Raw genomic sequence first — 25,416 nt, 5'->3', positions numbered from 1 at the left:
TTTCGCGAGCAAGCTCGCTTGAAGTGTGTCATCTGTGGAGGTCAGCTTGCTGACGAATCGGTTGTCCTGTTCGTTGAAAGCCTCAGCTCTGTATCTCGTCCAGCGATAAAAAAGCCCGAACCCTTCAGAAGGGTTCGGGCTTTGGCTCTGCATACGGCGATCAGCGACGGCGGAACAACGGCAGTGGCTCGTCGGTGGCAGCCTGATACGTGACCGAAAAGTCCCTGAGACCTTCCAGAGCTTCGTATGGGTCCTTGTCGGCGCGAACTGCAAAGGCGTCGAAGCCGCAGCGGTGCATGTAGAACAACTGGTCGCGCAACACGTCACCGATAGCGCGCAGTTCACCCTTGTAGCCGTAGCGATCACGCAACAAACGTGCGTTGGAGAAGCTGCGGCCGTCGGTGAACGCCGGAAAATTCAGGGCGATGACTTGAAACTGGTCCACATCGTCACCGATTTCCTCGGCTTCCTCGTCGCTGTCCAGCCAGACACCCAAGCCGCCATCACGGGCTTTGAGTGCATGGGCGTGTTCACGCCAAAGTGCCAACGGAACGATCAGGTCGTCGCAGTTGGACAGGCTGTCGAACGTCGTGTCCTTGGGCAGCAAGTGCCAGGTTTCGTCGACGACTTCGTTGTTCTTAATGATTCGCTGCATAGACGCGCTCCTTGAAAGGGTCAATGCCAATACGTTGGTAGGTGTCGATGAAACGCTCGTCTTCATTACGTTTTTCAACGTAGACGTCGATCAGTTTCTCGATCACGTCGGGCATTGCGTCCTGGGCAAAAGAAGGACCAAGGATCTTGCCCAGGCTCGCGTCACGGCTGGCGCTGCCACCCAGCGACACCTGATAGAACTCTTCACCTTTCTTGTCGACGCCCAACACACCGATGTGGCCCACATGGTGGTGACCACAGGCGTTCATGCAGCCGGAGATGTTCAGATCCAGCTCACCGATGTCGAACAGGTAGTCCAGATCGTCGAAGCGACGCTGGATGGACTCGGCGATGGGAATCGACTTGGCGTTGGCCAGTGAGCAGAAATCACCGCCGGGGCAGCAGATGATGTCGGTCAGCAGACCAATGTTCGGCGTGGCGAAACCGTTGTCGCGCAGCTCATTCCACAGCGTGAACAGTTGAGCCTGCTCGACGTCGGCGAGAATGATGTTCTGCTCGTGAGACGTGCGCAGTTGACCGAAACTGTAACGATCAGCCAGGTCGGCAATGGCGTCCAGTTGCTTGTCGGTCACATCGCCCGGCGCTACGCCAGTCGGTTTGAGCGACAGGGTAACGGCTATGTAGCCCGGCTTTTTATGAGCCAGCACATTGCGCTGACGCCAGCGAGCGAAGCCAGGGTGCTGAGCTTCCAGCGCTGCCAGTTCGGCGTGCTGATCGGTCAGTGCCTTGTACTCCGGGTCGACGAAGTGTTTCGACACACGCAGGACTTCGACTTCGGTAAGCGTGGTCTGGCCGCCACGCAGGTGGGCCATTTCCGCATCAACCTTCTCGGCGAACACTTCAGGTGTCAGTGCCTTGACGAGGATCTTGATCCGCGCCTTGTATTTGTTGTCCCGACGACCATAGCGGTTATAAACGCGCAGAATAGCGTCCAGGTAACTCAGCAGGTCCTGCCACGGGAGGAATTCATTGATGAACGCACCAACCACTGGCGTACGGCCGAGACCGCCACCAACCAGAACGCGGAAGCCCAGCTCACCGGCTTCGTTGCGCAGCGGCTCAAGGCCGATGTCGTGCACTTCGATCGCTGCACGGTCGCTGGTCGAACCGTTGATCGCGATTTTGAATTTGCGCGGCAGATAGGCGAATTCGGGGTGGAAGGTGGTCCATTGGCGAACAATCTCGCACCATGGCCTAGGGTCTACCAACTCGTCAGCGGCGACACCGGCAAACTGATCGGTGGTCACGTTGCGCAGGCAGTTGCCGCTGGTCTGGATGGCGTGCATTTGCACTGTTGCCAGTTCGGCGAGAATGTCCGGGACATCTTCCAGCGCGGGCCAGTTGAACTGTACGTTCTGGCGGGTACTGATGTGGGCATAGCCCTTGTCGAAATCACGGGCGATCTTCGCCAGCATGCGCGTCTGGCGCGACGTCAGCTGACCGTACGGAACGGCAACGCGCAGCATTGGCGCAAAGCGCTGGACATAAAGACCGTTTTGCAGGCGCAACGGTCGAAACTCTTCTTCGCTCAGTTCTCCCGCCAGGTAGCGTCGGGTCTGATCCCGGAACTGCTTGACGCGGTCCTCGATGATCCTCTGATCGTAATCGTCGTATACGTACATATAGGTCCTGTTCTCAGGCTTCGTCATGGAGCCGGGGCGGGCGTTATCAGCATGGCTTGCTGGATAGCAGCTGCTGATCGTCCACTGGGCCCGGCTTCATTTGGTCAATTCTGCGCGCACGGTCGCGCACTCCCTACGGAGCGGAGGCGAAGATATCAGTTTGCAGATATCGATAAAAGTGATGTTTATATATATGCAAATCACTAAAAGCGATAAGCAAATCAGTCGCCGCCAATGCCCCTTCTTGCTGTATGGGCAAGTGTCGGCTTTACTGAGCCTTGATGAAAGCCTGATGAGAGGCATGACCTCTCTTTTCATATGCAATCACCCATAAGACAGACAAGAGGCGATGCGATGAGCAAACACCCTAAAACGACCAAGCCAGGGGGTTCCGTTGACACCTGGGCCATTCTTTTTATCGTGATTCTTGCGGTGGGCGCTGCCATCTTCTGGGCCAGTAGCCGCTAGATAAATCTGCCGAAAGCCCAGTTTGCACTCCAGAACCCGGGGGTAGCAGCCGATAGCTCAGGAATACGCTGATCTATCCCCGGCGCCCCAAGGTTCAACAATATGAAGGTCTCTGCCCGCTGGTTGATTGCGCTTGCCTGTTCGTGGGCCAGTTCATCGTGGGCCGCGTCTGTGGTGTTTATCAGCCCCGGCACGGAGAACGACGTTTACTGGCAGAGCTATGTACATGTCATGCAGGCCGCCGCGAACACTACCGGTATGTCGCTGACAGTCCTGCACTCGGACCGAGACACACGCAAATTGCTGAGTATGGCCCGTGACACATTGCAGGGGTATGCGCGTCCTGACTACCTGGTGTTTTCCAACGAACTGAACGTCGCGCCGGAAATCCTGCGTCTGTCACAAGGCAGCGGCGTCAAGTTGTTCGCGGTCAATAACACGCTGACAGCAGATCAAATTCGCATTCTCGGCGATCTGCCTGCCCGTTACCCTGATTTTATCGGCAGTCTGGTCGGCAACGATGAGGAGGGCGGCTACGTTACCGCCAAGCGTCTGATCGCTTTGGCTCCGTCTGTGCCCGAAGGTGATGTTGTTGAGTTGTTGGCATTTTCGGGCACCAATTCCACGCCGGTCTCGCTACAGCGTGAGCACGGCATGCAGCGAGCGGTCGCTGAACACCCGCAAGTGCATCTGCGCCAGATTGTACTGGGTGGCTGGCGCCGTGACCGCGCGCTGGAACAGGCCCGAGTGTTGCTCAAGCGCTATCCCGGGATCAGGCTGGTCTGGTCCGCGAACGAGCAGATGGCCTTCGGCGCAATGGATGCGCTGCGTGAGCGCGGTGGCGAGCCCGGCAAAGATATTTTTTTCAGCGCCATCAACGGCACCGCGTTGTCGCTGCGCGCCCAGTTGAACGGAAGTCTGGGTGTGGTTGCGACGGGGCACTTTACGTTGGGTGGCTGGGCAATGATTTTGCTGAGCCGCTATGACACTGCGCATCCACAGGCGCGAAAGCAGGTGGGGGCCAGGACGATTGATGTTCTGCATGTGGTGGAACTTAAGGATGCGCAACGTTTTCTTGAAGCCACTCGGGATGAGCGGTACCGCCTTGACAGGCAAGCGTTTAACGTCAGTGGTGTCGGCGAAGACTCGCCGTTCTCGCTGAAAAATATGCTGCCGCTTGCCCAGCCCGAGGGCAAGAAATCCGGAGGCGAGCGATAGGAACCATCGCAGAAGAATAATCGGGTTTGCAGATGATTGGCCGACATACCCGGAGCCAGATACTGCGTCGGCCCCGGGACATCTGATTTACTCGTCGTAACCCAGGTTTGGTGCGAGCCAGCGCTCAGTCACGCTCAGGTCCTGGCCCTTGCGAGCGGTGTAGCTTTCGACCTGATCCTTGTCGACCTTGCCGACCGCGAAGTACTGCGCCTGCGGATGGGCGAAGTACCAGCCGCTGACCGCTGCGGCAGGGAACATCGCATAGTGCTCGGTGAGGAAAACGCCACTTTTGCCCGGCGTGTGTTCCGGCGTGCCTTCCGGCAGCGGGTCGAGCAGGGCGAACAGGGTGCCTTTTTCGGTGTGGTCCGGGCAGGCTGGATAGCCTGGGGCCGGGCGAATCCCCATGTACTGTTCCTTGATCAAGGCCTCGTTATCCAGCGCCTCGTCTTTTGCGTACCCCCAGTAGTCCTTGCGCACCTGTTGGTGCAGCCATTCGGCGCAGGCTTCGGCGAGGCGGTCAGCCAGCGCCTTGACCATGATCGAATTGTAGTCGTCGCCCTTGTCCTGGTAGGCCTTGGCGACCTCTTCGGCACCGATGCCCGCCGTGGTGATGAACCCGCCGATGTAGTCAGTCAGGCCGCTGTCTTTGGGGGCGACGAAGTCGGCCAGCGAGAAGTTCGGTTTGCCGTCCGGCTTGATGGTCTGCTGGCGCAAGTGGTGGAGTTTCGCCAGCGGCTTGCCTGCGTTGTCGTAGACTTCAAGGTCGTCGTCGTTGACCTGATTGGCAGGCCAGAAGCCGAACACCGCACGCGCACTGATCAGCTTTTCGTCGATCAGCTTGCGCAGCATTTGCCGGGCGTCGGCGAACAGCGCGGTTGCGGCTTCGCCGACCACTTCATCCGTCAGGATGCGCGGATATTTGCCGGCCAGGTCCCAGGAAATGAAGAACGGTGTCCAGTCGATGTAATCAGCCAGAACGTTGAGGTCGATGTCGTTCAAGACCCGCGTGCCGGTGAAAGTCGGGCGGGCAGGGGTGTAGCTTTCCCATTCGAATTGCGGCTTCTTCGCCACGGCCGCGCCATAGCTGAGGCGCTCGGTGCGCGAGCTGCGTGCCGAAGTCCGCTCACGCACTTCGATATATTCCAGACGGGTCTTTTCGATGAACGCCGGTTTCAACTCCCTGGAAAGCAGTTGTGTGGCAACACCCACCGCACGCGACGCGTCAGTGACATAGATGACGGCGTCATTGCTGTACTTCGGTTCGATCTTGACCGCGGTATGTGCCTTGGAGGTCGTCGCGCCGCCGATCATCAGCGGCAGATGGAAGTCCTGACGCTGCATTTCACGGGCGACATGGACCATTTCGTCAAGCGACGGGGTGATCAGCCCTGACAGACCGATGATGTCGCATTTTTGTTCGCGGGCCACTTGCAGAATCTTCTCTGCGGGTACCATCACGCCCAGGTCGACGATGTCATAACCGTTGCAGCCCAGCACCACGCCCACGATGTTCTTGCCGATGTCATGAACGTCGCCTTTCACGGTCGCCATCAGGATCTTGCCCTTGGCTTCCGGTTTATCGCCCTTTTCCAGCTCGATGAAGGGGATCAGGTGCGCTACGGCCTGTTTCATGACGCGAGCGGATTTCACCACCTGTGGCAGGAACATCTTGCCCGAGCCGAACAGGTCGCCGACCACGTTCATGCCTGACATCAACGGCCCTTCGATGACCTCGATGGGCCGGGTGAAGGATTGGCGCGATTCTTCAGTATCTTCGACGATGTGCGTCGTGATGCCTTTGACCAGTGCGTGTTCCAGGCGCTGGTTGACGGGCCAGCTGCGCCACTCTTCGGTTTCGGCTTCCTTGACGCTGCCATCGCCTTTGAACTTGTCGGCGATGGCCAGCAGCGCATCGGTACCGTCGGCGGTACGGTTGAGCACCACGTCTTCGACGCAATCGCGCAGTTCGGCCGGGATCTGGTCGTAGATTTCCAGCTGTCCGGCATTGACGATGCCCATGCTCAGGCCGTTGCGAATCGCGTACAGCAGGAACACTGAGTGAATCGCTTCACGCACCGGGTTGTTGCCGCGGAACGAAAACGACACGTTGGATACGCCGCCAGATGTCAGCGCGTAGGGCAGCTCATCACGGATGTAGGCGCAGGCATTGATGAAGTCGACCGCGTAGTTGTTGTGTTCTTCGATGCCGGTAGCGATGGCAAAGATATTCGGGTCAAAAATGATGTCTTCCGGCGGGAATCCCACGTCGTTGACCAGAATGTCGTAAGAGCGTTTGCAAATTTCTTTCTTGCGCGCTTCGGTGTCCGCCTGACCTTGTTCGTCGAACGCCATGACCACAACGGCGGCGCCGTAGCGCTTACACAGTTTGGCGTGATGGATGAACTGCTCGACGCCTTCCTTCATGCTGATCGAGTTGACGATGCCCTTGCCTTGAATGCACTTGAGCCCGGCTTCGATCACTTCCCACTTCGACGAGTCGATCATGATCGGCACGCGTGAGATGTCTGGCTCGCCTGCGATCAGATTGAGGAAGGTCACCATCGCCTTCTTCGAGTCGAGCATCCCTTCGTCCATGTTGATGTCGATCACCTGCGCACCGGCTTCGACCTGTTGCAGGGCGACTTCCAGAGCTTCGGTGTAGTTGTCTTCACGAATCAGGCGGGCAAAGCGGGCAGAGCCGGTGATGTTGGTGCGCTCGCCAACGTTGACGAACAGCGATTGACGATCAATGGTGAACGGTTCCAGACCTGACAGGCGGCAGGCCTTTGGAATATCGGGGATCTGGCGTGGCGCGTAGCCGGAAACCACTTCGGCGATCGCCTTGATATGCGCCGGCGTAGTGCCGCAGCAGCCACCCACGATGTTCAGGAAGCCGCTCTGGGCAAACTCTTCAATGATGCTGGCGGTCTGGCTTGGCAGCTCGTCGTATTCGCCGAAGGCATTCGGCAGCCCGGCGTTGGGGTGCGCCGAAACGTGCGTGTTGGCTTTGTTCGCCAGCTCTTGCAGATAAGGTCGCAGTTCGCTGGCACCCAGCGCGCAGTTCAGGCCTACGGAGATCGGCTTGGCATGGCTGATCGAGTTCCAGAAGGCTTCGGTAGTCTGGCCCGACAGGGTGCGCCCGGAAGCGTCAGTGATAGTGCCGGAAATCATGATGGGCAGTTCGAAACCCTGTTCCTCAAAAACACCCTGAACCGCGAAAATGGCCGCTTTGGCGTTCAACGTGTCGAAAATGGTTTCGATGAGAATCAGGTCTGCGCCGCCCTCGATCAGCCCTCGGGTGGCTTCAGTGTAGTTCTCGACCAGCTCATCGAAGGTTACGTTGCGATAGCCAGGGTTGTTGACGTCCGGCGACAGCGAGCAGGTTCGGCTGGTCGGACCTAGAACGCCGGCAACAAAGCGCGGTTTGTCAGGAGTTTCGAGGGTCTTGGCATCAGCCACCTTGCGTGCCAGACGCGCGCCTTCGACGTTCAACTCGTAAACGATCGACTCCATGCCGTAGTCGGCCTGGGAAACCTGAGTCGCATTGAAGGTGTTGGTTTCAAGAATGTCAGCGCCGGCATCCAGGTAGGCCTTCTCGATGGCGCCAATCACGTCGGGACGGGTAAGGATCAACAAATCGTTGTTACCCTTCACGTCACTCGGCCAGTCAGCAAAACGCTTGCCCCGGTAATCCTGCTCCTCAAGCCTGTAGCTCTGGATCATGGTGCCCATGCCGCCATCGAGAATGAGGATCCTCTGTTTAAGAGCATTGAGGAAGGCTTGATGGCGGGCGCTGCGGTCAGACATGGGGGCTACCTTGGGAAGGTCGATGCATAAAGAACGGAATAATACCAAACCGGAAAGGTTTTAGTGTTGTTGACGCTTTTGCATGAAAATCGCTCATGTTGAGGGTGTGCTTGCGCTTTTAGAATCGTGCCATTTTTTCCGTAGAGCTTTGATGAAATGCCCTCCCGCTTGCAGGCATGCCTGGCTGTGCTGTCTTTCTGTCGCAGTGCTCAGGCTTGACCAACGCCTTCCGGGGCTAGACACCTTCACGATCTGGCCAGGTGTGCTCAACAGTTACCCGAATTTCATCTTTAATACCCCGCCAGTGAAGTATCAACCTTTGTCGATGCGCTGCAGCAAAGCAAAGATATGGCAAGCTTCGAGCAGGTCATCCAACGGTGGGGCATCCGGCGTACGCATCCATTGTTCTGGACCTGGTTCCACGACCTCAATCGTTACCTTCAGGAAACCGATCCGCAGGAAGCAGCCGCGTTCGACGTGAACCGCTTCGAGAACCTCCAGGCCGGTGCGATGCGGCTGCAAGCCACGACGTACATGGCCTGCAGCCATTATTGGTTTCCTGAACAGATCTCTTTTTCTGCGATCTTTTTTCAAAAAAAGCGGTCCGAGACGGTGCACGCCATGGAACCCATGGCTGAACGTCAGTGTGGATTCCGGTTTGAAAAGACAGGAAACAGAGGTTTTTTAGATGTTGATTTCGGTACAGGCTTTACGGGCATTCGCAGCGTGGGTCGTTGTGTGTCATCACTTCATGCAGATCTTTTTTGATTTCAAGGCCAGCAGCCCGCTCGGCCAGTTTTTTGTCTCCAAAGGCGCTGTCGGCGTCGACATATTCTTTGTCATCAGTGGGCTGGTGATCTTTCTCTCAACGCAAAAGAGCGACATGCCCGCAGGGCGTTTCATTTTGCACAGGCTGATCCGTATCGTGCCGGCGTACTGGCTGTACACCGCCGCCATGGCGCTGCTGTTGCTGGCCGCGGCACCGATGCTGCCGCATCAGGTGATCGGCTGGCAGAACTTCCTGTTGTCACTGGTTTTCATACCGTCGGAAAACCCTGGTGGTTACGGCTTGTACCCCACACTCAATGTGGGCTGGACGCTCAACTACGAGATGTTCTTCTACCTGCTGTTCTCGATGGTTTTCCTGTTCGAGCAACGTTACAGGCCATTGATAATCGCCGCTGCGCTGTTTGCCGTCAGTGAAGTGTTGGCCCGCGCCGGGTTGATCAGCCGCTTCTACGGCAATGACATCATTTACGAATTCCTGCTGGGTATCGGCATTGGCATGCTCTATCGCCGCGGCTGGATCAAGGAGGCGCTGTGGTTGCCGTTGGTGGGTATTGGCATCGGTTTGTATGCGATCAACCACCTCACCAACGACCAGCGCTTGCTCAACTGGGGCCTGCCCAGCGCTTTGATCGTGTTGTGTTGTATCTCGCTTGAACCGTATTTTCGAGGCAATCGCCTGCTCAAAGTGCTCGGCGACTGCTCCTATTCGGTCTACCTGCTGCATGTGCTGGTGCTTTACGGCGGGTTGTTGATGGCGCAGCGCTTCGGACTGAGTCCCTACGTGGTCTTCGCTTTCTGCGTGCCGATTATTGCCATGGGCGCCTGGTTGAGTTACGAGTGGATCGAGAAGGGGCTGTATCGCCGGATGAAGGACTGGCTGGACAGCCGTCGGGTGCGTGGCAGGGTGGACGCATTAACCTGACAAAATTACTGGGACTTTGTGTGATGCACGGGATTGGCGTAAACTGCACGCACGTCTGCGAGGAATTTTCATGACCGCTATCACTATTACCGATGCCGCCCACGATTATCTGGCCGATCTGCTGGAAAAGCAGAATACCCCAGGCATCGGCATCCGCGTGTTTATTACCCAACCCGGCACTCAGTATGCTGAAACCTGTATCGCCTATTGCAAACCGGGCGAAGAAAAGCCAGAAGACAAGGCCATCGGCCTGAAAAGCTTCACTGCCTGGATCGACGGTTTCAGCGAAGCGTTTCTGGGCGATGCCGTTGTCGACTATGCGACTGATCGCATGGGTGGCCAACTGACCATCAAGGCGCCAAATGCCAAAGTTCCGATGGTCAATGCTGATAGCCCGATCAACGAGCGCATCAACTATTACCTGCAAACCGAGATCAACCCGGGGCTCGCCAGCCACGGTGGTCAAGTGACCCTGATCGACGTTGTAGAGGAAGAAACCAGAAACATCGCTGTGCTGCAGTTCGGCGGTGGATGCCAGGGCTGCGGCCAGGCCGATGTAACCTTGAAGGAAGGCATCGAGCGCACTTTGCTTGAGCGCATTCCAGAGTTGTCGGGTGTACGTGATGTCACCGACCACACGCAGAAAGAAAACGCTTACTACTAAGCGTTTGTCTGTGGTGTGTGCTGTATTGCTGTAACGATAAACGCCCTGACCCTTCAGGGCGTTTTTGTATATGATTTTTGTGTGTGTAGTGGGCTTTACTGGATCAGTCGGGATCCTTCAGCTCTACGAGCACGGCGCCTTCGTTGACCATGTCGCCTTCACGGCAATACAGCGCCGTGACGACGCCTGAGGTTGCCGCACGAACACTGTGCTCCATTTTCATGGCCTCCAGTATCACCAGCGTCGTTCCTGCCTCGACTGCCTGACCCACCTCGACCAGTGTCCTAACGATGCTGCCGTTCATGGGCGCGGTCATGCCGCCCTGTTGCCCATCGCTGCTATCCGCTTCTGCGATGGGGTCGAAGCGGGTGATTGCGTGCACATCGCCTTCCCATTTGAGGTAAAGCGTGGCGCCATGGCGAACTGCCAGATGCTGGCGTCGAACGCCGTCCTGGTCGCCGCACAGATACTCTCCCGTCAGCCTCCACGAGGGTGCGGCTGCATTCCGCAGCCGCACCATGCTACGCACGCCGTTGCATTCCAGGTGCATATCGATTTCGCTGGGCAGACCAGAGCGGAGCCCGCTCTTCACCGCCCATGGTGAGTGGCGATCAGCCGGGCACGTCCGAGGCGGCTCGCTCTGGCTGAACGCTGCGGCAGCCGCTTGCCAGAACATGTCGCTCAAGCCAGCAGGTTCTGGCAGTAATTGCGCTTGGTGGCGCGGGATAAAGCCGGTGTCCAGCTCGGCAGCAGCGAAGGCCGGATGAGCGATGATCCGGCGCAGAAATGCCAGGTTGGTCCTGACCCCGCCCACGGTACAGGTGTCGAGCATGGCCAGCAGGCGCAAACGCGCTTCTTCCCGGTCTTCGCCCCAGGCAATCAGCTTGCCCAGCATCGGGTCGTAAAATGGCGATACCTGGTCTCCCTCGGCTACACCGCTGTCGACACGGCGGCCCAGCCCGGCAGCAGGTTCGCGATAGAAACCAAGTGTGCCGGTTGCGGGTAGAAAGTCATTGGCCGGGTCTTCTGCATAAAGACGCACCTCAATGGCGTGTCCAATAAGCGGAACCTGTGCTTGAGTGATGGGCAATGTTTCGCCTCGGGCGACGCGAATCTGCCACTCGACCAGGTCCAGCCCGGTGATGTACTCGGTCACCGGGTGTTCCACTTGCAGGCGGGTGTTCATCTCCATGAAAAAGAACTCGCCACGAGCATCCAGCAAGAACTCGACCGTACCCGCGCCGACATAACCGATGGCCTGAGCTGCCTTGACGGCTGCCTCACCCATGGCGCGGCGCAGTTCGGCAGAAAGACCAGGCGCTGGCGCTTCTTCGACCACTTTCTGGTGGCGGCGCTGAATGGAGCAGTCTCGCTCGTTGAGATACAGGCAATGGCCGTGCTGATCGGCAAATACCTGGATTTCTACGTGTCGAGGCTGCAACACGTATTTTTCCACCAGCATCCGTTCGTCACCGAACGAAGAAAGCGCCTCACGCTGAGCGGACGCCAGCGCCTCGGCCAGTTCGCTTTCGTGCTCCACCACTTTCATGCCTTTGCCACCGCCGCCCGCTGTCGCCTTGAGTAGTACCGGGTAGCCAATGCGATCAGCGGCGCTGCGAAAGGTGGCAAGGTCCTGAGCATCGCCATGGTAGCCGGGCACCAGCGGCACACCGGCCTGCTCCATCAGCGACTTTGCGGCAGATTTGCTGCCCATGGCGTCGATGGCCGAAGCAGGCGGCCCGAGGAATATCAGCCCGGCATTTTCGATGGCGCGCGCAAAGCCGGCATTCTCCGAAAGAAAGCCGTAGCCAGGGTGAATCGCTTGCGCACCGCTGGCCTTGGCCGCGTCGATCAGCTTGTCGATCTGCAGGTAACTGTCTGCAGCCTTGCTGCCGCCCAGGTCCACTTGAATATCGGCTTCTCGGCTGTGTCGTGCGTCCCGGTCAGTTGCGCTGTGGACTGCGACGGTGGTCAACCCCATTCGTTTGGCAGTGCGCATGATGCGACAGGCAATTTCGCCCCGGTTGGCGATCAGTAGCGTGTCAAGTGGTGGTGTGCTCATGAGTGAGAGTCCTTGCTCGGGGTCGCCGGGGCAGGGGGCTCGGCGTCGTGGCCTTGTGCTGCGGTCTGCCAGCCAGGGGGGCGTTTCTCAAGAAACGAGCGCAAACCTTCCTGGCCCTCGGCACTGGTGCGGATTCGTGCAATTGCACTTTCGCAATAACGACGCAGCGCTGGCGTCAGCGCACCGCTACCGACTTCACGTAGCAGATCTTTGCTGGCGCGCATGGCCTGCGGGCTGTTGAGCAGAAGGTTATCGACCCAGCGCAGCGCCTGCGACTCCAGGTCCGCCAGCGGATAGCATTCGGCGATCAGGCCAATCTCCCGCGCTCGTTGGCCGCTGAATCGTTCGGCCGTCAACGCGTAGCGGCGGGCTGCGCGTTCGCCAATCGCCTGCACCACGAACGGGCTGATGACCGCTGGCGCCAGGCCGATGCGGACTTCTGAGAGGCAAAACTGCGCGTCATCCGCAGCAATCGCCATGTCGCAGCAACTGATCAGGCCCAGCGCGCCGCCAAATGCCGCGCCTTGTACCACGGCAAGTGTCGGAATCTTCAATTTGGCGAGGTTGTACATCAGCTCCGCCAGCTCGCGCGCATCGTCCAGATTGGTGTTGTAGTCGAGGTCCGCCGCCTGTTGCATCCAGGCCAGGTCGGCGCCTGCGCTGAAATGCCTGCCGCGTCCGCGTATCAGCAGAAAGCGCAGTGCGGCATTGCTCTGCACGTCGTCGAGGGCCAGGATCAGCTCGCGAATCATCTGGGCATTGAAAGCATTGTTCTTTTCCGGCCGGTTCAGCCACAGCGTGGCGAAGCCATGGGAATCGTCAATCAGTTCGATGGTTGCAAATGAGGTCATGGTGTCATCCCGGCTTACATTCGGAACAGGCCGAACGTGGTGGGTTCGATGGGCGCGTTCAGCGAGGCGGAAATGGCCAGTGCGAGGAGGTCGCGGGTCTGTGCCGGGTCAATGACTCCGTCGTCCCACAGGCGGGCGCTGGAGTAGTACGGATGCCCTTGGCGCTCATACTGATCCAGGATCGGCTGTTTGAGCCCGGCCTGTTGCTCGGGGCTGAACGCCTGTCCGCTGCGTTCGGCCTGCTCGCATTTGACCTGGATCAGCACGCCTGCGGCTTGCTCGCCGCCCATCACGCCAATCCGGGCGTTGGGCCACATCCAGAGAAAGCGCGGGTCGTAGGCGCGTCCGCACATCCCGTAGTTACCGGCACCGAAACTGCCCCCGATGATGACCGTGAACTTGGGCACCTTCGCGCAGGCCACCGCGGTGACCAGCTTGGCACCGTGCTTGGCGATGCCGCCTGCCTCGTACTTCTGACCGACCATGAAGCCGGTGATGTTTTGCAGAAACAGCAGAGGGATGCCGCGCTGGCAGGCCAGCTCGATGAAATGTGCGCCTTTCTGCGCGGCTTCTGCGAACAGAATGCCGTTGTTGGCCAGGATGGCGATCGGGTAGCCATGCAGATGAGCAAACCCGCACACCAGGGTTGCACCAAACAACGCTTTGAATTCATCGAAGACCGAACCGTCCGCCAGGCGAGCGATGACTTCGCGCACATCGAACGGCTGCTTGGTATCTGCAGGAATGATCCCGTACAACTCTTCGCTGGCGTACAGCGGTTCGACGGGAACAGTAATGTTCAGTTGCCCGTGTTTGCGCCAATTGAGATTGGCGACGCAGCGACGGGCGATGGCCAGCGCATGCTCGTCATTTTCAGCGTAGTGATCGGCGACTCCGGAAGTCCGGCAATGTACGTCAGCACCCCCAAGGTCTTCGGCACTGACGACTTCGCCGGTCGCGGCTTTCACCAGCGGCGGGCCTGCGAGAAAGATCGTCGCCTGCTGGCGCACCATGATTGCCTCATCAGCCATGGCGGGCACGTAGGCGCCGCCCGCCGTGCAGGAGCCCATGACCACCGCGATCTGCGGGATGCCCTGCGCACTCATGTTGGCCTGATTGAAGAAGATCCGGCCGAAGTGCTCGCGATCAGGGAACACTTCGTCCTGGCGTGGCAGGTTGGCGCCGCCTGAATCCACCAGATAGAGGCAGGGCAGGCGATTCTGTTGAGCGATGGCCTGCGCACGCAGGTGTTTTTTGACGGTGAGTGGATAGTAGGACCCGCCTTTTACCGTGGCGTCATTGGCAATGATCATGCATTCAACGCCTTCGACGCGCCCGATGCCGGCGATCACGCCCGCTGCCGGAACGTCCTCGCCGTAGACTTCATGCGCTGCCAATTGGCCGATTTCCAGAAACGGCGAGCCAAGGTCCAGCAGGCGGTTGATCCGCTCACGCGGCAGCAGTTTGCCACGTGACGTATGCCGCTCCTGTGCCTTGGGGCCGCCGCCTTGTTCGACCTTGCCAAGCAGGCTGCGCAGGTTGTTGAGTTGTTCCAGCAGCGCGGCCTGATTAAGGGCGAACTCTGGGGAGCGTGCGTTGATGCGGGTGGGCAAAATAGCCATGTGAACTCCAGAATCAACGTGTTTCGTTGAACAGTTCGCGCCCGATCAGCATGCGGCGGATTTCGCTGGTGCCTGCACCGATCTCATAGAGCTTGGCGTCGCGCAACAGTCGACCGGCCGGAAACTCGTTGATGTAACCGTTGCCGCCCAGAATCTGCACTGCGTCCAATGCCATCTGGGTCGCGCGTTCAGCGCTGTAAAGGATTACGCCAGCGGCATCCTTGCGCGTGGTTTCGCCACGGTCGCACGCCTGGGCGACCGCATACAGATAAGCGCGGCTGGCATTGAGCTGGGTATACATGTCAGCGACCTTGCCCTGGATCAGCTGGAATTCGCCAATGCTCTGGCCAAACTGCTTGCGGTCATGAATGTACGGCACCACCACGTCCATGCAGGCTTGCATGATGCCGGTCGGGCCGCCGGACAGCACGACGCGTTCGTAATCCAGGCCACTCATCAACACCCGCACGCCACCGTCGAGTTTGCCCAGCAGGTTTTCTTCCGGAACTTCGACATCGTCAAAAAACAACTCGCATGTGTTGGAGCCGCGCATGCCCAACTTGTCGAATTTGCTGCCTCTGGAGAAACCCTTCCAGTCGCGCTCGACGATAAATGCACTGATGCCATGCGCGGCTTTTTCGATATCGGTCTTGGCGTAGATAACGTAGGTATTGGCGTCCGGACCGTTGGTGATCCACGTCTTGCTGCCGTTGAGCACGTAATGATCACCGCGCTTGTCGGCGCGCAATTTCATCGAAACCACATCAGAACCTGCGTTCGGTTCGCTCATGGCCAATGCGCCGACGTGTTCGCCACTGATCAGACGAGGCAGGTATTTCGCTTTCTGCTCTGGCGTGCCGTTACGGTTGATCTGGTTGACGCACAGGTTGGAATGCGCGCCATAGGACAGTGCAACTGACGCAGAGCCGCGGCTGATTTCTTCCATGGCGACCACATGCGCCAGATAACCAAGTCCTGCGCCACCGTACTCTTCGTCGACCGTGATGCCCAGCAGGCCCATGTCGCCGAATTTGCGCCACATGTCGACGGGGAACAGGTTGTCCTTGTCGATCTGTGCGGCACGCGGGGAAATTTCTGCGGCAACAAATGACTGCAACTGGTCGCGCAGCATGTCGACGGTTTCGCCCAGGGCGAAATTCAGGCTGGGGTAACTCATGGGTAGCGTTCCTGTTTTATTCTTGGACGGATCAGCTATGACCTTTACGTTAACGTAAACCTGTGGCGAGACAGTGTCAACGCCGAGCTTGGTACGTCGAGTACCGCGAACGGACGTTAGCCAGGGGTGGGAAGGGGGCCTGAGGAGACAGGACATTCATGAATGCCAGACAGCACGAAGGGGAGCCTGGGCTCCCCTTCAAGGTGTATTGCTATGCTCGTTTTTGTTTGTCGGGAGGCCTGTTGTTGTTTTTGTCGACCTTGCCCTTCACATCTTTTTTGAGCGATCCCCATTCGGGATCAAGAGCAAACGTATTTTTTTGAGCGCTGATCACACTTTTATCGAATCGATCCAACCAGTCTGGACGCTGCCTTGAAGCAGTTTTATTGTTCTCTGTCCGGTTGCGAACGGCGTGACGAGCACACTGTTCAGAAAAGCTGTCCACTCCAAAAAAATCTGTTAGCTGCGTCTCTGTCCGTGTTGTTCTTGTTATGTCAGAGCCGGTACGTTTTGTTTTTATTGGATTGCTGCATTTTTTGTTTTTGTTATAAAAGAGATATAGCAGAACCCGTGCCAGTTTTTTAAAACCCTTGTAGAACAGGGGTTTGAAGATTTTTACCCGCCACGTGTCGTTCAAATTCCTTGTCGATTGTTTCTGTGTTACCCGTTTGCCTCGACATGACGCGGAGGAGGGTAACACTCTGTGACAAGTTGTCGCACCCGGTTACCGACCGGTGACACTTCACGCTGACAGCCGCGCCTTCGCGACCCGTGAGCCGTTACTGCGCTCCAGTACATCGCAGATGCGTTGGCCAGCTTTGATCGTCAGATCAAGATCGACACCCGTTTCGATGCCCATACCTTCCAGCATGTACAACACGTCTTCGGTGGCCACATTGCCGCTCGCACCCTTGGCATAAGGGCAGCCGCCAAGCCCCGCTACGGAGCTGTCGAATACCTGGATGCCTTCTTCGAGGCTGGCATAGATATTCACCAGAGCCTGGCCATACGTGTCGTGAAAATGCCCCGCCAGCTTGCCGCGAGGGATCTGGGCGGCGGCTGCGTTGAACAGCTCCCGAGTGGCCCTCGGCGTCCCTGTGCCAATCGTGTCACCCAACGAGATCTCATAGCAGCCCATGGCATATAGCTCGTTCGCGACGGAGGCGACCTGCTCGGCGGATACGCGACCCTCATAAGGACAGCCCAGCACGCAGGACACGTAGCCCCGGACCCTCAAGCCATGCAGTCGAGCCGCCGCCATGATCGGGACGAAGCGCTCCAGGCTTTCACTGATCGAGCAGTTCAGGTTGCGCTGTGAAAACGCTTCGGATGCTGCCGCGAATACCGCAACCTCGCGCACCCCGGCAGCCAAGGCGTCCTCGAAGCCTCTAAGGTTGGGCGCCAGTGCCGAGTACACAACGCCCTCACGCCGCTGGATCTGCTCAAATACTTGCGCAGACCCTGCCATTTGCGGCACCCATTTGGGCGATACAAAGCTGCCGACTTCAATATGGCTCAGTCCTGCCGCAGTCAGGTCGTCCACCAGGCGCACCTTGTCGGCAATGCTGATGGGGCGTGCTTCGTTTTGCAGGCCGTCACGCGGCCCGACTTCGACGATATTCACATATTGAGGGAGTGACATGGCAACGCCTGTGTGGGTCAGTGGGAAATGGCTGCGGTTCTGTCCAGCTCTGCGCGGCAACGCTCTTCGGCGGTATCCAGTTCCAGTTGCATCTGCTGAATGTCGAGCAGCTGTTGTTCCAGCTGTCCGCGGCGTTCAGTGATCTTGCCAAGCATGGTCTGCAACTGTTTCTGATTGCCACCGCTCGGGTCATACAACGAGATCAGATCCTTGCATTCGGCAAGCGAAAAGCCGATTCGCTTGCCGCGCAGTATCAGCTTGAGCGTGACCTTGTCGCGGGCTGAGTAGACCCGCTCCAGGCCACGTCGCTCAGGGCAGAGCATGCCTTGCTCTTCGTAAAAGCGAATCGCTCGGGTGGTGATATCCAGCTCACGGGCGAGTTCGGAAATGCTGTAAGTGGTACTGCTCATGGCAAGGCTCGACGGTAGACGTAAGGTTAAGCTACGTGCTGCTTTACGTAAGCGTCAAGCATGCCAGGCGGCCATGATTGGCCGGTCAGAAAGGCAATAAAAGCTCGAAATAACATTAGGTTTATAAATTAAATATATGTAAATCAATTGGATGAGAAATTAACCTAATGCAGATTCTGGCTTTTGTTCCTGGGCCGTCACGCGCTGACACAACTCGATAATCTGTTCGCGCATCCAGCGATTGGCCGGGTCCTGGTCGGTGCTTTCGTGCCAGTAGAGGTGGGTTTCTACTGTGGGGACGTCGTTGACCGGCAGGTTGGCAAAGTGCAGATCGTTGCGACGTACAAAGCGCTCAGGCACCGTCATGACCATGTCGGTCTGTTGCAGAACCTGGATGGCCATCAGATAGTGCTGGGAACGCAATGCAATCTTGCGCTGGATGCCGATCTTGCCCAGCGCCAGGTCGACATGGCCAAGGCCGCTGCGCCGGCTGGAAATATGGGTGTGCGCCTGGGCGAGATAATCGTCAAGCGTCAACGCCGTTTTGCTCGCGAGTGGATGCCCCTTGCGCATGGCGCAGACGTAGCGGTCTTCCATCAGTTTGACGTGACGTACCTGGGGATCAGTGTTGAGCGGCGCGTCGACGGCGAAGTCCAGGCGTCCTGCGGCCAGTTCCTTGGTGGTTTCGCGGCGTTTTGACAGGAAGCTCTCGACGGTGACAGCGGGGGCCAGGCGGCGCAGACGCTGAAACAAGACCGGCAGGATCACTGCCTCGGTCAGGTCGGTCATACTGATGCGATAGTTCTTGATGGCCTGCTGCGGGTTGAAAATGCGGCTTTCCTGCACCGAGACCCGCAGCAGAGACAAGGCGTTGCGCACCGGGCCGATGATGTTCTGGGCCATGGGCGTGGGCACCATGCCTTGGGCGGTGCGTACAAACAGGGCGTCGTTGAACGTTTCACGCAGACGCGCCAGTGCGTTTGATACAGCCGGCTGGGTGATGCCGACAATCTGCCCGGCGCGGGTCAGATTGGCTTCGGTATAAATGGCGTCGAAGACAATGAAAAGATTGAGATCAACCTTGCTCAGGTTCATTGATGGGGCGCCTCTTCTTGTTGTTGTGGGTTATCGCTTGTGCCGCGACGTAGCTGGATCATATATCGGTTATGAATGTTTATACACGCCGAGAATAGATTAGATAAATGCGCGACCCTTCTCTAGCATTCAATTCATGTCCTCGACACCCTGAACGAGAAGGTAACTGCTCATGGATTTCGCATATTCCCCAAAGGTGCAGGCGCTGCGTGAGCGTGTGACCGCGTTCATGGACGCACACGTTTATCCAGCCGAGCCAGTATTCGAACAACAGGTAGCTCAAGGTGATCGCTGGCAGCCGACGGCGATCATGGAAGAGCTCAAGGCAAAGGCTAAGGCCGAGGGGCTGTGGAACCTGTTTCTGCCTGAATCCGAACTGGGCGCCGGTTTGACGAACCTGGAATACGCGCCGCTGGCAGAGATCATGGGGCGTTCATTGCTGGGGCCCGAGCCATTCAACTGCTCGGCACCCGACACCGGCAACATGGAGGTCCTGGTTCGCTATGCAAGCGATGAGCAGAAGACTCGCTGGCTGGAGCCGCTGTTACGTGGCGAAATCCGTTCGGCGTTTGCGATGACGGAGCCTGACGTAGCGTCTTCGGATGCAACCAACATGGCTGCGCGCGCCGAGCGGGATGGCGATGAGTGGGTGATCAACGGGCGCAAGTGGTGGACTTCCGGGGCGTGTGACCCACGTTGCAAAATTCTTGTCTTCATGGGGCTTAGTAACCCTGACGGCCCGCGGCACCAGCAACACTCGATGATTCTGGTGCCGGTGGATACGCCTGGCGTGAAGATCGTCCGGCCTCTGCCGGTTTTCGGTTATGACGACGCGCCCCACGGTCACGCCGAAGTGCTGTTCGAGAATGTCCGTGTGCCTTATGAGAACGTGTTGCTGGGCGAGGGCCGTGGCTTCGAGATCGCGCAAGGACGCCTTGGTCCGGGCAGGATCCACCATTGTATGCGTTCGGTGGGCATGGCGGAGCGCGCGCTTGAGTTGATGTGCAAGCGCTCGATTGACCGCGTTGCGTTCGGCAAGCCGCTTGCGAGGCTGGGCGGTAACATCGACAGAATTGCCGATTCGCGTATGGAAATCGACATGGCGCGGCTGCTGACGCTAAAGGCTGCCTATATGATGGACACGGTTGGCAACAAGGTCGCAAAAAGTGAAATCGCCCAGATCAAGGTTGTCGCGCCCAATGTCGCCCTCAAGGTGATTGACCGCGCCATCCAGATGCATGGCGGGGCTGGGGTGTCCAATGACTTCCCGCTGGCCTACATGTACGCCATGCAGCGTACGTTGCGTCTGGCAGACGGTCCGGACGAAGTGCATCGGGCAGCGATTGGCAAGTTCGAACTGGGCAAGTACGTACCCGCAGAGCTGTTGCGCAGCCGGTCCTGAACGACGCCACAGGTCTGGGTTACTGCACCCAGACCTCGACACGGCGGTTCTTGATTTTACCGTCGTCCAGGTCGTTGGCGGCTACTGGCATTTCATCACCCAGGCCGACGACGTCGAGAACGATGACGCCACTCTTCTGCAGCTCACGTCGCACGGTCATGGCGCGCAATCGGGACAGCAGAACGGCACGCGCTGTGTCGTTCTTGGCATCGCCGAACCCAACCAGCGTTACACGTCGGTCGAGCAGGGCGTTGGTCTTGAGGTAATCGACAATTCGCCTCAGGTCCTGTTGCGCCTTGTTGTCCAGCGTCGCGCTGCCCTGAGCGAAGCGGAAGTTGACGCTGAGTCGTTCCGCTTTCCGAGTCAGCGCTTGATAGTCAACCGGCATTTGCGGTGTGGTTGGTACGGTGATCGCGCGCACTGTCTGCGCAACGAAACCGCTCTGCGCGACGATGGCCTGGCCTTCTTTGCTCTGCGCGAACTGAACAAGGGCCAGCGCCCAGCGTTGATGGCTGGCAGGCGGCAGGTAGAAATACAGGCGACGCGACAGCGGATAGTCTTCGGTCGCAATCAGATTGACGGTTGGCAGCATCGGTTTTGAATGGCCGTCGACAATGGCCAGCGCTCTTGCCCGCCTGACCGAGGGCAAACCGGTAAAGCCGATGCCGTTGCGGTCCTTGCTGACTTCGTCAGAGAGCAATTCGCTGGACTCGAAGCGTAATGCCGACTTGCTCAGGCTTTTGCCTTGCCTGGCCAGAACCAGTTCCTTGAAGGTGTCGTAGGTGCCGGATTGCTCATCGCGCGCATATACATGTATGGCTCCGCTGGTGCCGCCCACTTCGCTCCAGTCCTTGATGTCCCCTGAGAAAATGCGCGCCAGTTGCGTGGTATCGAGCTGGCGCAGCACGTTGGCGGGATGGACGATAACGGCGACCCCATCGATGGCTATGACCTGCTCGCTGGCTGCGCTTGAAAGATCGCCCAGGCTGCTCAGGTCTTTCGCTTCTTGATCCTTTATCGGTCTTGATGAGGCCGCCAGGTCGGCGTTACCGTCCTTGAGAGCGCTGAATCCAGTGCCCGAACCATGTGCCGCGATGTCGATACGTAATGACTGGCCGTCTGCAGTGGTTGCGATCACGCGCTGTTCATTGTCACGCTCCCCCGGCAGCGTTTGCACCGCTTTCAGGCCCTGCTGGCGCAACAATCCTTCGACCAGTGCCGGCCCCAGTCGGGCATTGATGGTGTTGGAGCCTTGGATCCGCAATGCGGGCACGTCACCTGTGGGCAAGGGCAGGGCGGCCAGAACAAGGCAGGGCACGGTGGCGCTCGACACGATCAGCGCCGTAAGCAGAGCGCGCAGCATCGGCGTCACCTTGAATCACGGAAAGTGTCGAAAGAATAAGACGGAAAGATGACGGTAAAATGACGATTTGATGCGATTTGCCGTCAGTTGGTTTCGGTCTGCGCGCGAACACGAGCAGACCGGCGCGGCGCTTGGTGTCAGCTCAGTTCGAGCCAGATCGGTGCGTGGTCCGACGGTTTTTCCATGGCACGCAGGTCGTAGTCCACTCCCGCTGCCTTGATTCTTGGTAATAGCCCCGTGGATGTCATGATCAGGTCAATGCGCAGGCCGCGCTTGGGTTCATCTTCAAAGCCACGACTGCGGTAGTCGAACCAGCTGAATCGATCGGCGACTTCCGGGTACAGGTGCCGAAAGCTGTCGATCAGCCCCCAGTTTTTCAGGCGCTCCATCCATTCGCGTTCTTCCGGCAGGAAGCTGCATTTGCCGGTCTTCAGCCAGCGTTTGGCGTTGTCGGCGCCGATACCGATGTCGCAGTCCTGCGGGGATATGTTCACGTCCCCCATCACAACCAGCGGCTGATCGTGGCTGAAACGGGTTTCAAGCAACGTCTGCAAGTCATTGTAGAAGCGCTGCTTGGCGGGAAATTTGGTCGGGTGGTCACGGCTCTCACCCTGCGGGAAATAACCGTTCATGATGGTCACCGGCTGGCCATTGGTGTCCGCATACGTACCCCAGATGAAGCGCTTCTGAGACTCTTCGTCGTCACCATCAAAACCCTTGTGCAGGGTCAGCGGCGCGTTGCGCGACAGCAGTGCGACGCCATAATGGCCTTTCTGCCCATGAAAGTGCACGTGGTAGCCCAGAGCTTCGATTTCTGCCTGCGGAAACTGTTCGTCCGAAACCTTGGTTTCCTGAAGACCAATCACGTCAGGCTGGTGCTTCTCGATCAGCGCCGCCAGCTGGTGGGGCCGAGCACGCAGACCGTTGATGTTGAACGAGACGATTTTCATAAAACAGCAGTCCTGAGAAAACACAAACCGCGATGCTAGCTGACCTCCCGGCTCAGGGCCAGCGTGCAGTCCTGTGGTTGAACGACTGGAGGCCGGGTGCAGGCATCGTCTGTAGGACAATTTATTTGGAACTGTCGTGAAGTGCCATTACTCGAAGCCATGCTCCCCAAGAGTGCTGCACCATACGCAGCGCCGTTATCGAGAGGTCATTCCATGTCCCAACCTGCTGCCTCCGTGGGCGAAATCCGCCAGCTCGACAGTGGCTATTCCCGTGAAACCCGGAATCTGTTGTTCAAGGTCTATCGCAACGATCCCACCTTTGCCTTTCTGTTCGACGCGCCGCGTTCGGGTTACGACCAGCGAGTCCTTGCGACAATCCGGCAACTGGTCAAGCAGCATTTTCTACAGAACCAGCCAGCGTTGGGATTGTTTCTGGAGGATCGTCTTGTGGGTGTTGTGCTGATCGCGCCGCCCCAGCGCCGTCTGGGTGTCACCGAAAGCTGGGCATGGCGCCTGCGAATGGTGGTCGATACGGGGCTCAGTTGCACACAGCGCTATCTGGCGTACTACAACGCGGTGCTCGCCTGCCTGCCATCCGAAACCGTTCACGTATTGCCGTTGATCGGTCTGCACCCGGAGTTTCAGGGCCAGGAACTTGGGCAGAGCCTCAGCGAGCAGTTGTTGCAGGCGTTGCACGACTGGTGCGCTTTGGATGAAAACTCTCAAGGCATCGTCCTGGACACTGGAAATACCCGCTATCTTGAGTTCTACAAGCGACAGGGTTATGAAGAAATTGGCGAAATAGCAGTGGGCCCGGTTCGCGAGCACGTTTTTTTTCACCCAAACCCTCAGGTTTCGCGACCGATCCATGACGCAACGGTTTGAAAAACCGTCATTTTAGTGTCTTTCAGCGTGACCCCCGGGTCGTGTTAGCATCCACGCCCATGAAGCTTTTCAGATTATTCAGTGGCAGCGTGCTCCTGATGTCGATGAGCGCAGCAGCATTTTGCGCTGCGCGCCTTGACGTCAGGGTTACCCCGGCCAACCCGGACCTCAAAGCCAACATTGAGGGCTATGTGGGAGAACCGGGTGAGCGTGATGCCCAGGCCTTGCGGCAGTTCAGGATCGGCGCCGAAGAGCAGGCGCAGAAAGCTGCGCAGGCGCTGGGCTATTATCAGGCGCAGGTCGACAGCGAAATCCAGGAAGGCCAGGAGCCCCTGCTGGTCATCACTGTTCAGGCGGGCGAACCGATCCGTCTGCGTAACGTCACTGTACGGGTCGACGGCCCTGCAGCATCGCTGAAGGCATTCAGGGTGCCCAAAAGTGATGCTCTGAAGCCTGGTGCTGTGTTGAATCACGGCAAATACGAAGATGCCAAACGCTTGATCCAGAATCAGGCGTCCCGCTATGGATTCTTCAGCGGCCATTTCACTCAGCAGCGTCTGGCTGTGGATCCGCGAGCCGGGGTCGCTGATGTCGAGCTGGTATTTGACAGCGGCCCGCGCTACACACTGGGTCAGGTTGCGTTCAGCGGCGACTCGCCTTTTGATGAGGACCTGCTCAAGCGCATGGTCCCGTTCAAGGAAAATACCCCTTACGACTCTCAATTGATCGCTGAGCTGACCCAGGCCATGCAGGCCAGCGGTTATTTCGAAGGGGTTCGTGTCGATGCTGCGCCGACCGCAGCCGTGGGCCAGGTGATTCCGGTGACCGTGCAACTGGAAACCCGCAAGCCTCGCACGATGGGCCTGGGGCTGGGTTACTCCACCGACGTCGGCCCGCGTGGCAGGGCCAACTGGACGCGCCATTGGGCTAACGCCGAAGGCCACAGTTATGGCTTTGAATCCGAACTGTCGGCGCCTCGCCAGAACGTCGGCCTGTGGTACGACGTGCCGCTTGATCCGCCGCTGACCGACAATTTGCGCTTCGCCGGTGGTTATCAATACGAAGAAATAGCCGGCACCGACAGCCTCAGCAAGCTGCTGACCGTAGGTCCTGAGTGGCACAGCAAACTGCCCAGCGGCTGGGAACGCGTTCTCTCGCTCAAGTGGCAGCGCGAAGAGTACCGGCTGGGCGACGACTCGGGTCTGAGCACCTTGCTGATGCCCGGCGTCAGCTATTCGTACCTGCGCAGCGATAATCGTATCGACCCAAGCAGAGGCTACCGTTTGCAGTTTGATGCTCAAGTGGCCAAGGAAGGCATGTTGTCCGACGCCAATCTGGTGCGTGGCACGGTGTTGCTCAAGGGCCTCACGACCGTGGCGCAAAACCACCGTTTTCTAGGACGTGTCCAGTTCGGCGGCAACTTCACCAACAGCTACACGTCGATTCCGCCGTCGTTGCGCTTCTTCGCTGGCGGCGATCAAAGTGTGCGCGGTTACGACTACCAGACGCTCTCGCCGACCAACGCTGACGGCGACCGCGTCGGCGGACGGTACATGGTCGCGGGGAGTGTCGAGTATCAATATTCGATTGCCGAGAAATGGCGATTGGCGACCTTTGTCGACCAGGGTAATTCGTTCAACAGCCTTGACCTTCCCAATCTCAAAACCGGCGTTGGCTTTGGGGTCCGTTGGGTCTCGCCGGTGGGGCCGCTGCGGCTGGATCTCGCGCACCCGCTGGACGATGACGGCGGCATTCGCCTGCATTTCTCCATGGGGCCGGAATTGTGAACCGT

18 protein-coding genes and 2 pseudogenes are annotated in these 25,416 nt (G+C 58.3%); 8 read left to right on the top strand and 12 right to left on the bottom strand.

From position 1 onward, the window contains the following. Positions 1-160: 160 nt before the first annotated feature. Together KDX37_RS12775 and KDX37_RS12770 are read right to left on the bottom strand one after the other, a co-directional pair. Positions 161-655 carry a DUF934 domain-containing protein gene (locus tag KDX37_RS12775; protein WP_231653070.1) on the bottom strand — a complete coding sequence of 165 codons (495 nt, stop codon included), beginning with the start codon at positions 653-655 and terminating at the stop codon, positions 161-163. Continuing rightward, positions 639-2,297: a nitrite/sulfite reductase gene (locus tag KDX37_RS12770; protein WP_231653069.1), complete on the bottom strand. Its 1,659-nt coding sequence runs from the start codon at positions 2,295-2,297 to the stop codon at positions 639-641. Before KDX37_RS12770 ends, KDX37_RS12775 begins: the two co-directional genes overlap by 17 nt. A gap of 570 nt (positions 2,298-2,867) precedes the next feature. On the opposite strand from KDX37_RS12770, the gene KDX37_RS12765 reads away from it, so the two are divergent. Beyond that, positions 2,868-3,983: an ABC transporter substrate-binding protein gene (locus KDX37_RS12765; RefSeq protein ID WP_231653068.1), complete on the top strand. Its 1,116-nt coding sequence runs from the start codon at positions 2,868-2,870 to the stop codon at positions 3,981-3,983. An 87-nt stretch (positions 3,984-4,070) separates the two neighbouring features. Here the strand turns inward: KDX37_RS12765 and metH are convergent, their stop codons facing one another. Next, positions 4,071-7,790 carry a methionine synthase gene (gene metH / locus KDX37_RS12760; protein WP_231653067.1) on the bottom strand — a complete coding sequence of 1,240 codons (3,720 nt, stop codon included), beginning with the start codon at positions 7,788-7,790 and terminating at the stop codon, positions 4,071-4,073. A 226-nt stretch (positions 7,791-8,016) separates the two neighbouring features. Here metH and KDX37_RS12755 point away from each other — a divergent pair. From KDX37_RS12755 to nfuA, 3 genes and pseudogenes are all read left to right on the top strand, one after another. After that, a pseudogene (locus KDX37_RS12755) lies at positions 8,017-8,288 on the top strand (fatty acid cis/trans isomerase); the annotation flags it as partial. A 190-nt stretch (positions 8,289-8,478) separates the two neighbouring features. Then, positions 8,479-9,501, top strand: a complete 1,023-nt coding sequence (locus KDX37_RS12750; protein ID WP_319941697.1) for an acyltransferase family protein — start codon at positions 8,479-8,481, stop codon at positions 9,499-9,501. Between the two features lie 70 nt (positions 9,502-9,571). Next, positions 9,572-10,165: a Fe-S biogenesis protein NfuA gene (nfuA, locus tag KDX37_RS12745; protein ID WP_231653065.1), complete on the top strand. Its 594-nt coding sequence runs from the start codon at positions 9,572-9,574 to the stop codon at positions 10,163-10,165. Between the two features lie 103 nt (positions 10,166-10,268). On the opposite strand, the gene KDX37_RS12740 is transcribed toward nfuA, so the two are convergent. The 4 genes from KDX37_RS12740 to KDX37_RS12725 are packed head-to-tail and all read right to left on the bottom strand — an operon-like array spanning position 10,269 to position 15,877. Next, positions 10,269-12,227: an acetyl/propionyl/methylcrotonyl-CoA carboxylase subunit alpha gene (locus KDX37_RS12740; protein WP_231653064.1), complete on the bottom strand. Its 1,959-nt coding sequence runs from the start codon at positions 12,225-12,227 to the stop codon at positions 10,269-10,271. Continuing rightward, positions 12,224-13,078 (bottom strand): gamma-carboxygeranoyl-CoA hydratase, encoded by an 855-nt coding sequence (locus tag KDX37_RS12735; protein ID WP_231653063.1) that lies wholly within the window; start codon positions 13,076-13,078, stop codon positions 12,224-12,226. The genes KDX37_RS12740 and KDX37_RS12735 overlap by 4 nt, the downstream gene beginning before the upstream one ends. 14 nt (positions 13,079-13,092) lie before the next feature. Continuing rightward, the gene (locus KDX37_RS12730) at positions 13,093-14,700 is read right to left on the bottom strand and encodes a carboxyl transferase domain-containing protein (protein WP_231653062.1); all 1,608 of its coding nucleotides are present in this window, start codon (positions 14,698-14,700) and stop codon (positions 13,093-13,095) included. A gap of 13 nt (positions 14,701-14,713) precedes the next feature. Next, positions 14,714-15,877 (bottom strand): isovaleryl-CoA dehydrogenase, encoded by a 1,164-nt coding sequence (locus KDX37_RS12725; protein ID WP_231653061.1) that lies wholly within the window; start codon positions 15,875-15,877, stop codon positions 14,714-14,716. A gap of 208 nt (positions 15,878-16,085) precedes the next feature. On the opposite strand from KDX37_RS12725, the pseudogene KDX37_RS29540 reads away from it, so the two are divergent. Further along, positions 16,086-16,340, top strand: a pseudogene (locus tag KDX37_RS29540) (hypothetical protein). A 279-nt stretch (positions 16,341-16,619) separates the two neighbouring features. Here the strand turns inward: KDX37_RS29540 and KDX37_RS12715 are convergent. From KDX37_RS12715 to KDX37_RS12705, 3 genes are all read right to left on the bottom strand, one after another. After that, positions 16,620-17,519: a hydroxymethylglutaryl-CoA lyase gene (locus KDX37_RS12715; RefSeq protein WP_231653059.1), complete on the bottom strand. Its 900-nt coding sequence runs from the start codon at positions 17,517-17,519 to the stop codon at positions 16,620-16,622. Positions 17,520-17,536: 17 nt separating this feature from the next. Then, complete coding sequence (locus tag KDX37_RS12710) at positions 17,537-17,929, bottom strand: MerR family transcriptional regulator (protein ID WP_231653058.1); 393 nt, start codon at positions 17,927-17,929, stop codon at positions 17,537-17,539. 159 nt (positions 17,930-18,088) lie between these two features. Further along, positions 18,089-19,024 carry a LysR family transcriptional regulator gene (locus KDX37_RS12705; protein WP_231653057.1) on the bottom strand — a complete coding sequence of 312 codons (936 nt, stop codon included), beginning with the start codon at positions 19,022-19,024 and terminating at the stop codon, positions 18,089-18,091. A 172-nt stretch (positions 19,025-19,196) separates the two neighbouring features. On the opposite strand from KDX37_RS12705, the gene KDX37_RS12700 reads away from it, so the two are divergent. Beyond that, on the top strand, positions 19,197-20,426 hold the full coding sequence (locus tag KDX37_RS12700; protein ID WP_231653056.1) for an acyl-CoA dehydrogenase: 1,230 nt from the start codon (positions 19,197-19,199) through the stop codon (positions 20,424-20,426). 19 nt (positions 20,427-20,445) lie between these two features. Here the strand turns inward: KDX37_RS12700 and KDX37_RS12695 are convergent, their stop codons facing one another. Together KDX37_RS12695 and xthA are read right to left on the bottom strand one after the other, a co-directional pair. Further along, positions 20,446-21,789, bottom strand: a complete 1,344-nt coding sequence (locus KDX37_RS12695) for a substrate-binding domain-containing protein (RefSeq protein ID WP_231653055.1) — start codon at positions 21,787-21,789, stop codon at positions 20,446-20,448. A gap of 137 nt (positions 21,790-21,926) precedes the next feature. Next, the gene (gene xthA / locus KDX37_RS12690) at positions 21,927-22,739 is read right to left on the bottom strand and encodes an exodeoxyribonuclease III (protein WP_231653054.1); all 813 of its coding nucleotides are present in this window, start codon (positions 22,737-22,739) and stop codon (positions 21,927-21,929) included. A gap of 213 nt (positions 22,740-22,952) precedes the next feature. Between xthA and KDX37_RS12685 the strand changes: the two genes are divergently transcribed. Beyond that, on the top strand, positions 22,953-23,624 hold the full coding sequence (locus KDX37_RS12685; RefSeq protein WP_231653053.1) for a GNAT family N-acetyltransferase: 672 nt from the start codon (positions 22,953-22,955) through the stop codon (positions 23,622-23,624). A 59-nt stretch (positions 23,625-23,683) separates the two neighbouring features. After that, a complete protein-coding gene (locus KDX37_RS12680) occupies positions 23,684-25,411 on the top strand; it encodes an autotransporter assembly complex protein TamA (RefSeq protein ID WP_231653052.1) in 1,728 nt (575 codons plus the stop codon). The last annotated feature ends 5 nt before the right edge of the window (positions 25,412-25,416 follow it).

It is taken from the genome of Pseudomonas californiensis (assembly GCF_021147775.1).
GTDB lineage: Bacteria > Pseudomonadota > Gammaproteobacteria > Pseudomonadales > Pseudomonadaceae > Aquipseudomonas > Aquipseudomonas californiensis.
The sequence above is the reverse complement of the archived record's forward strand: the minus strand, read 5'-3'. Positions and strand labels throughout refer to the sequence as shown.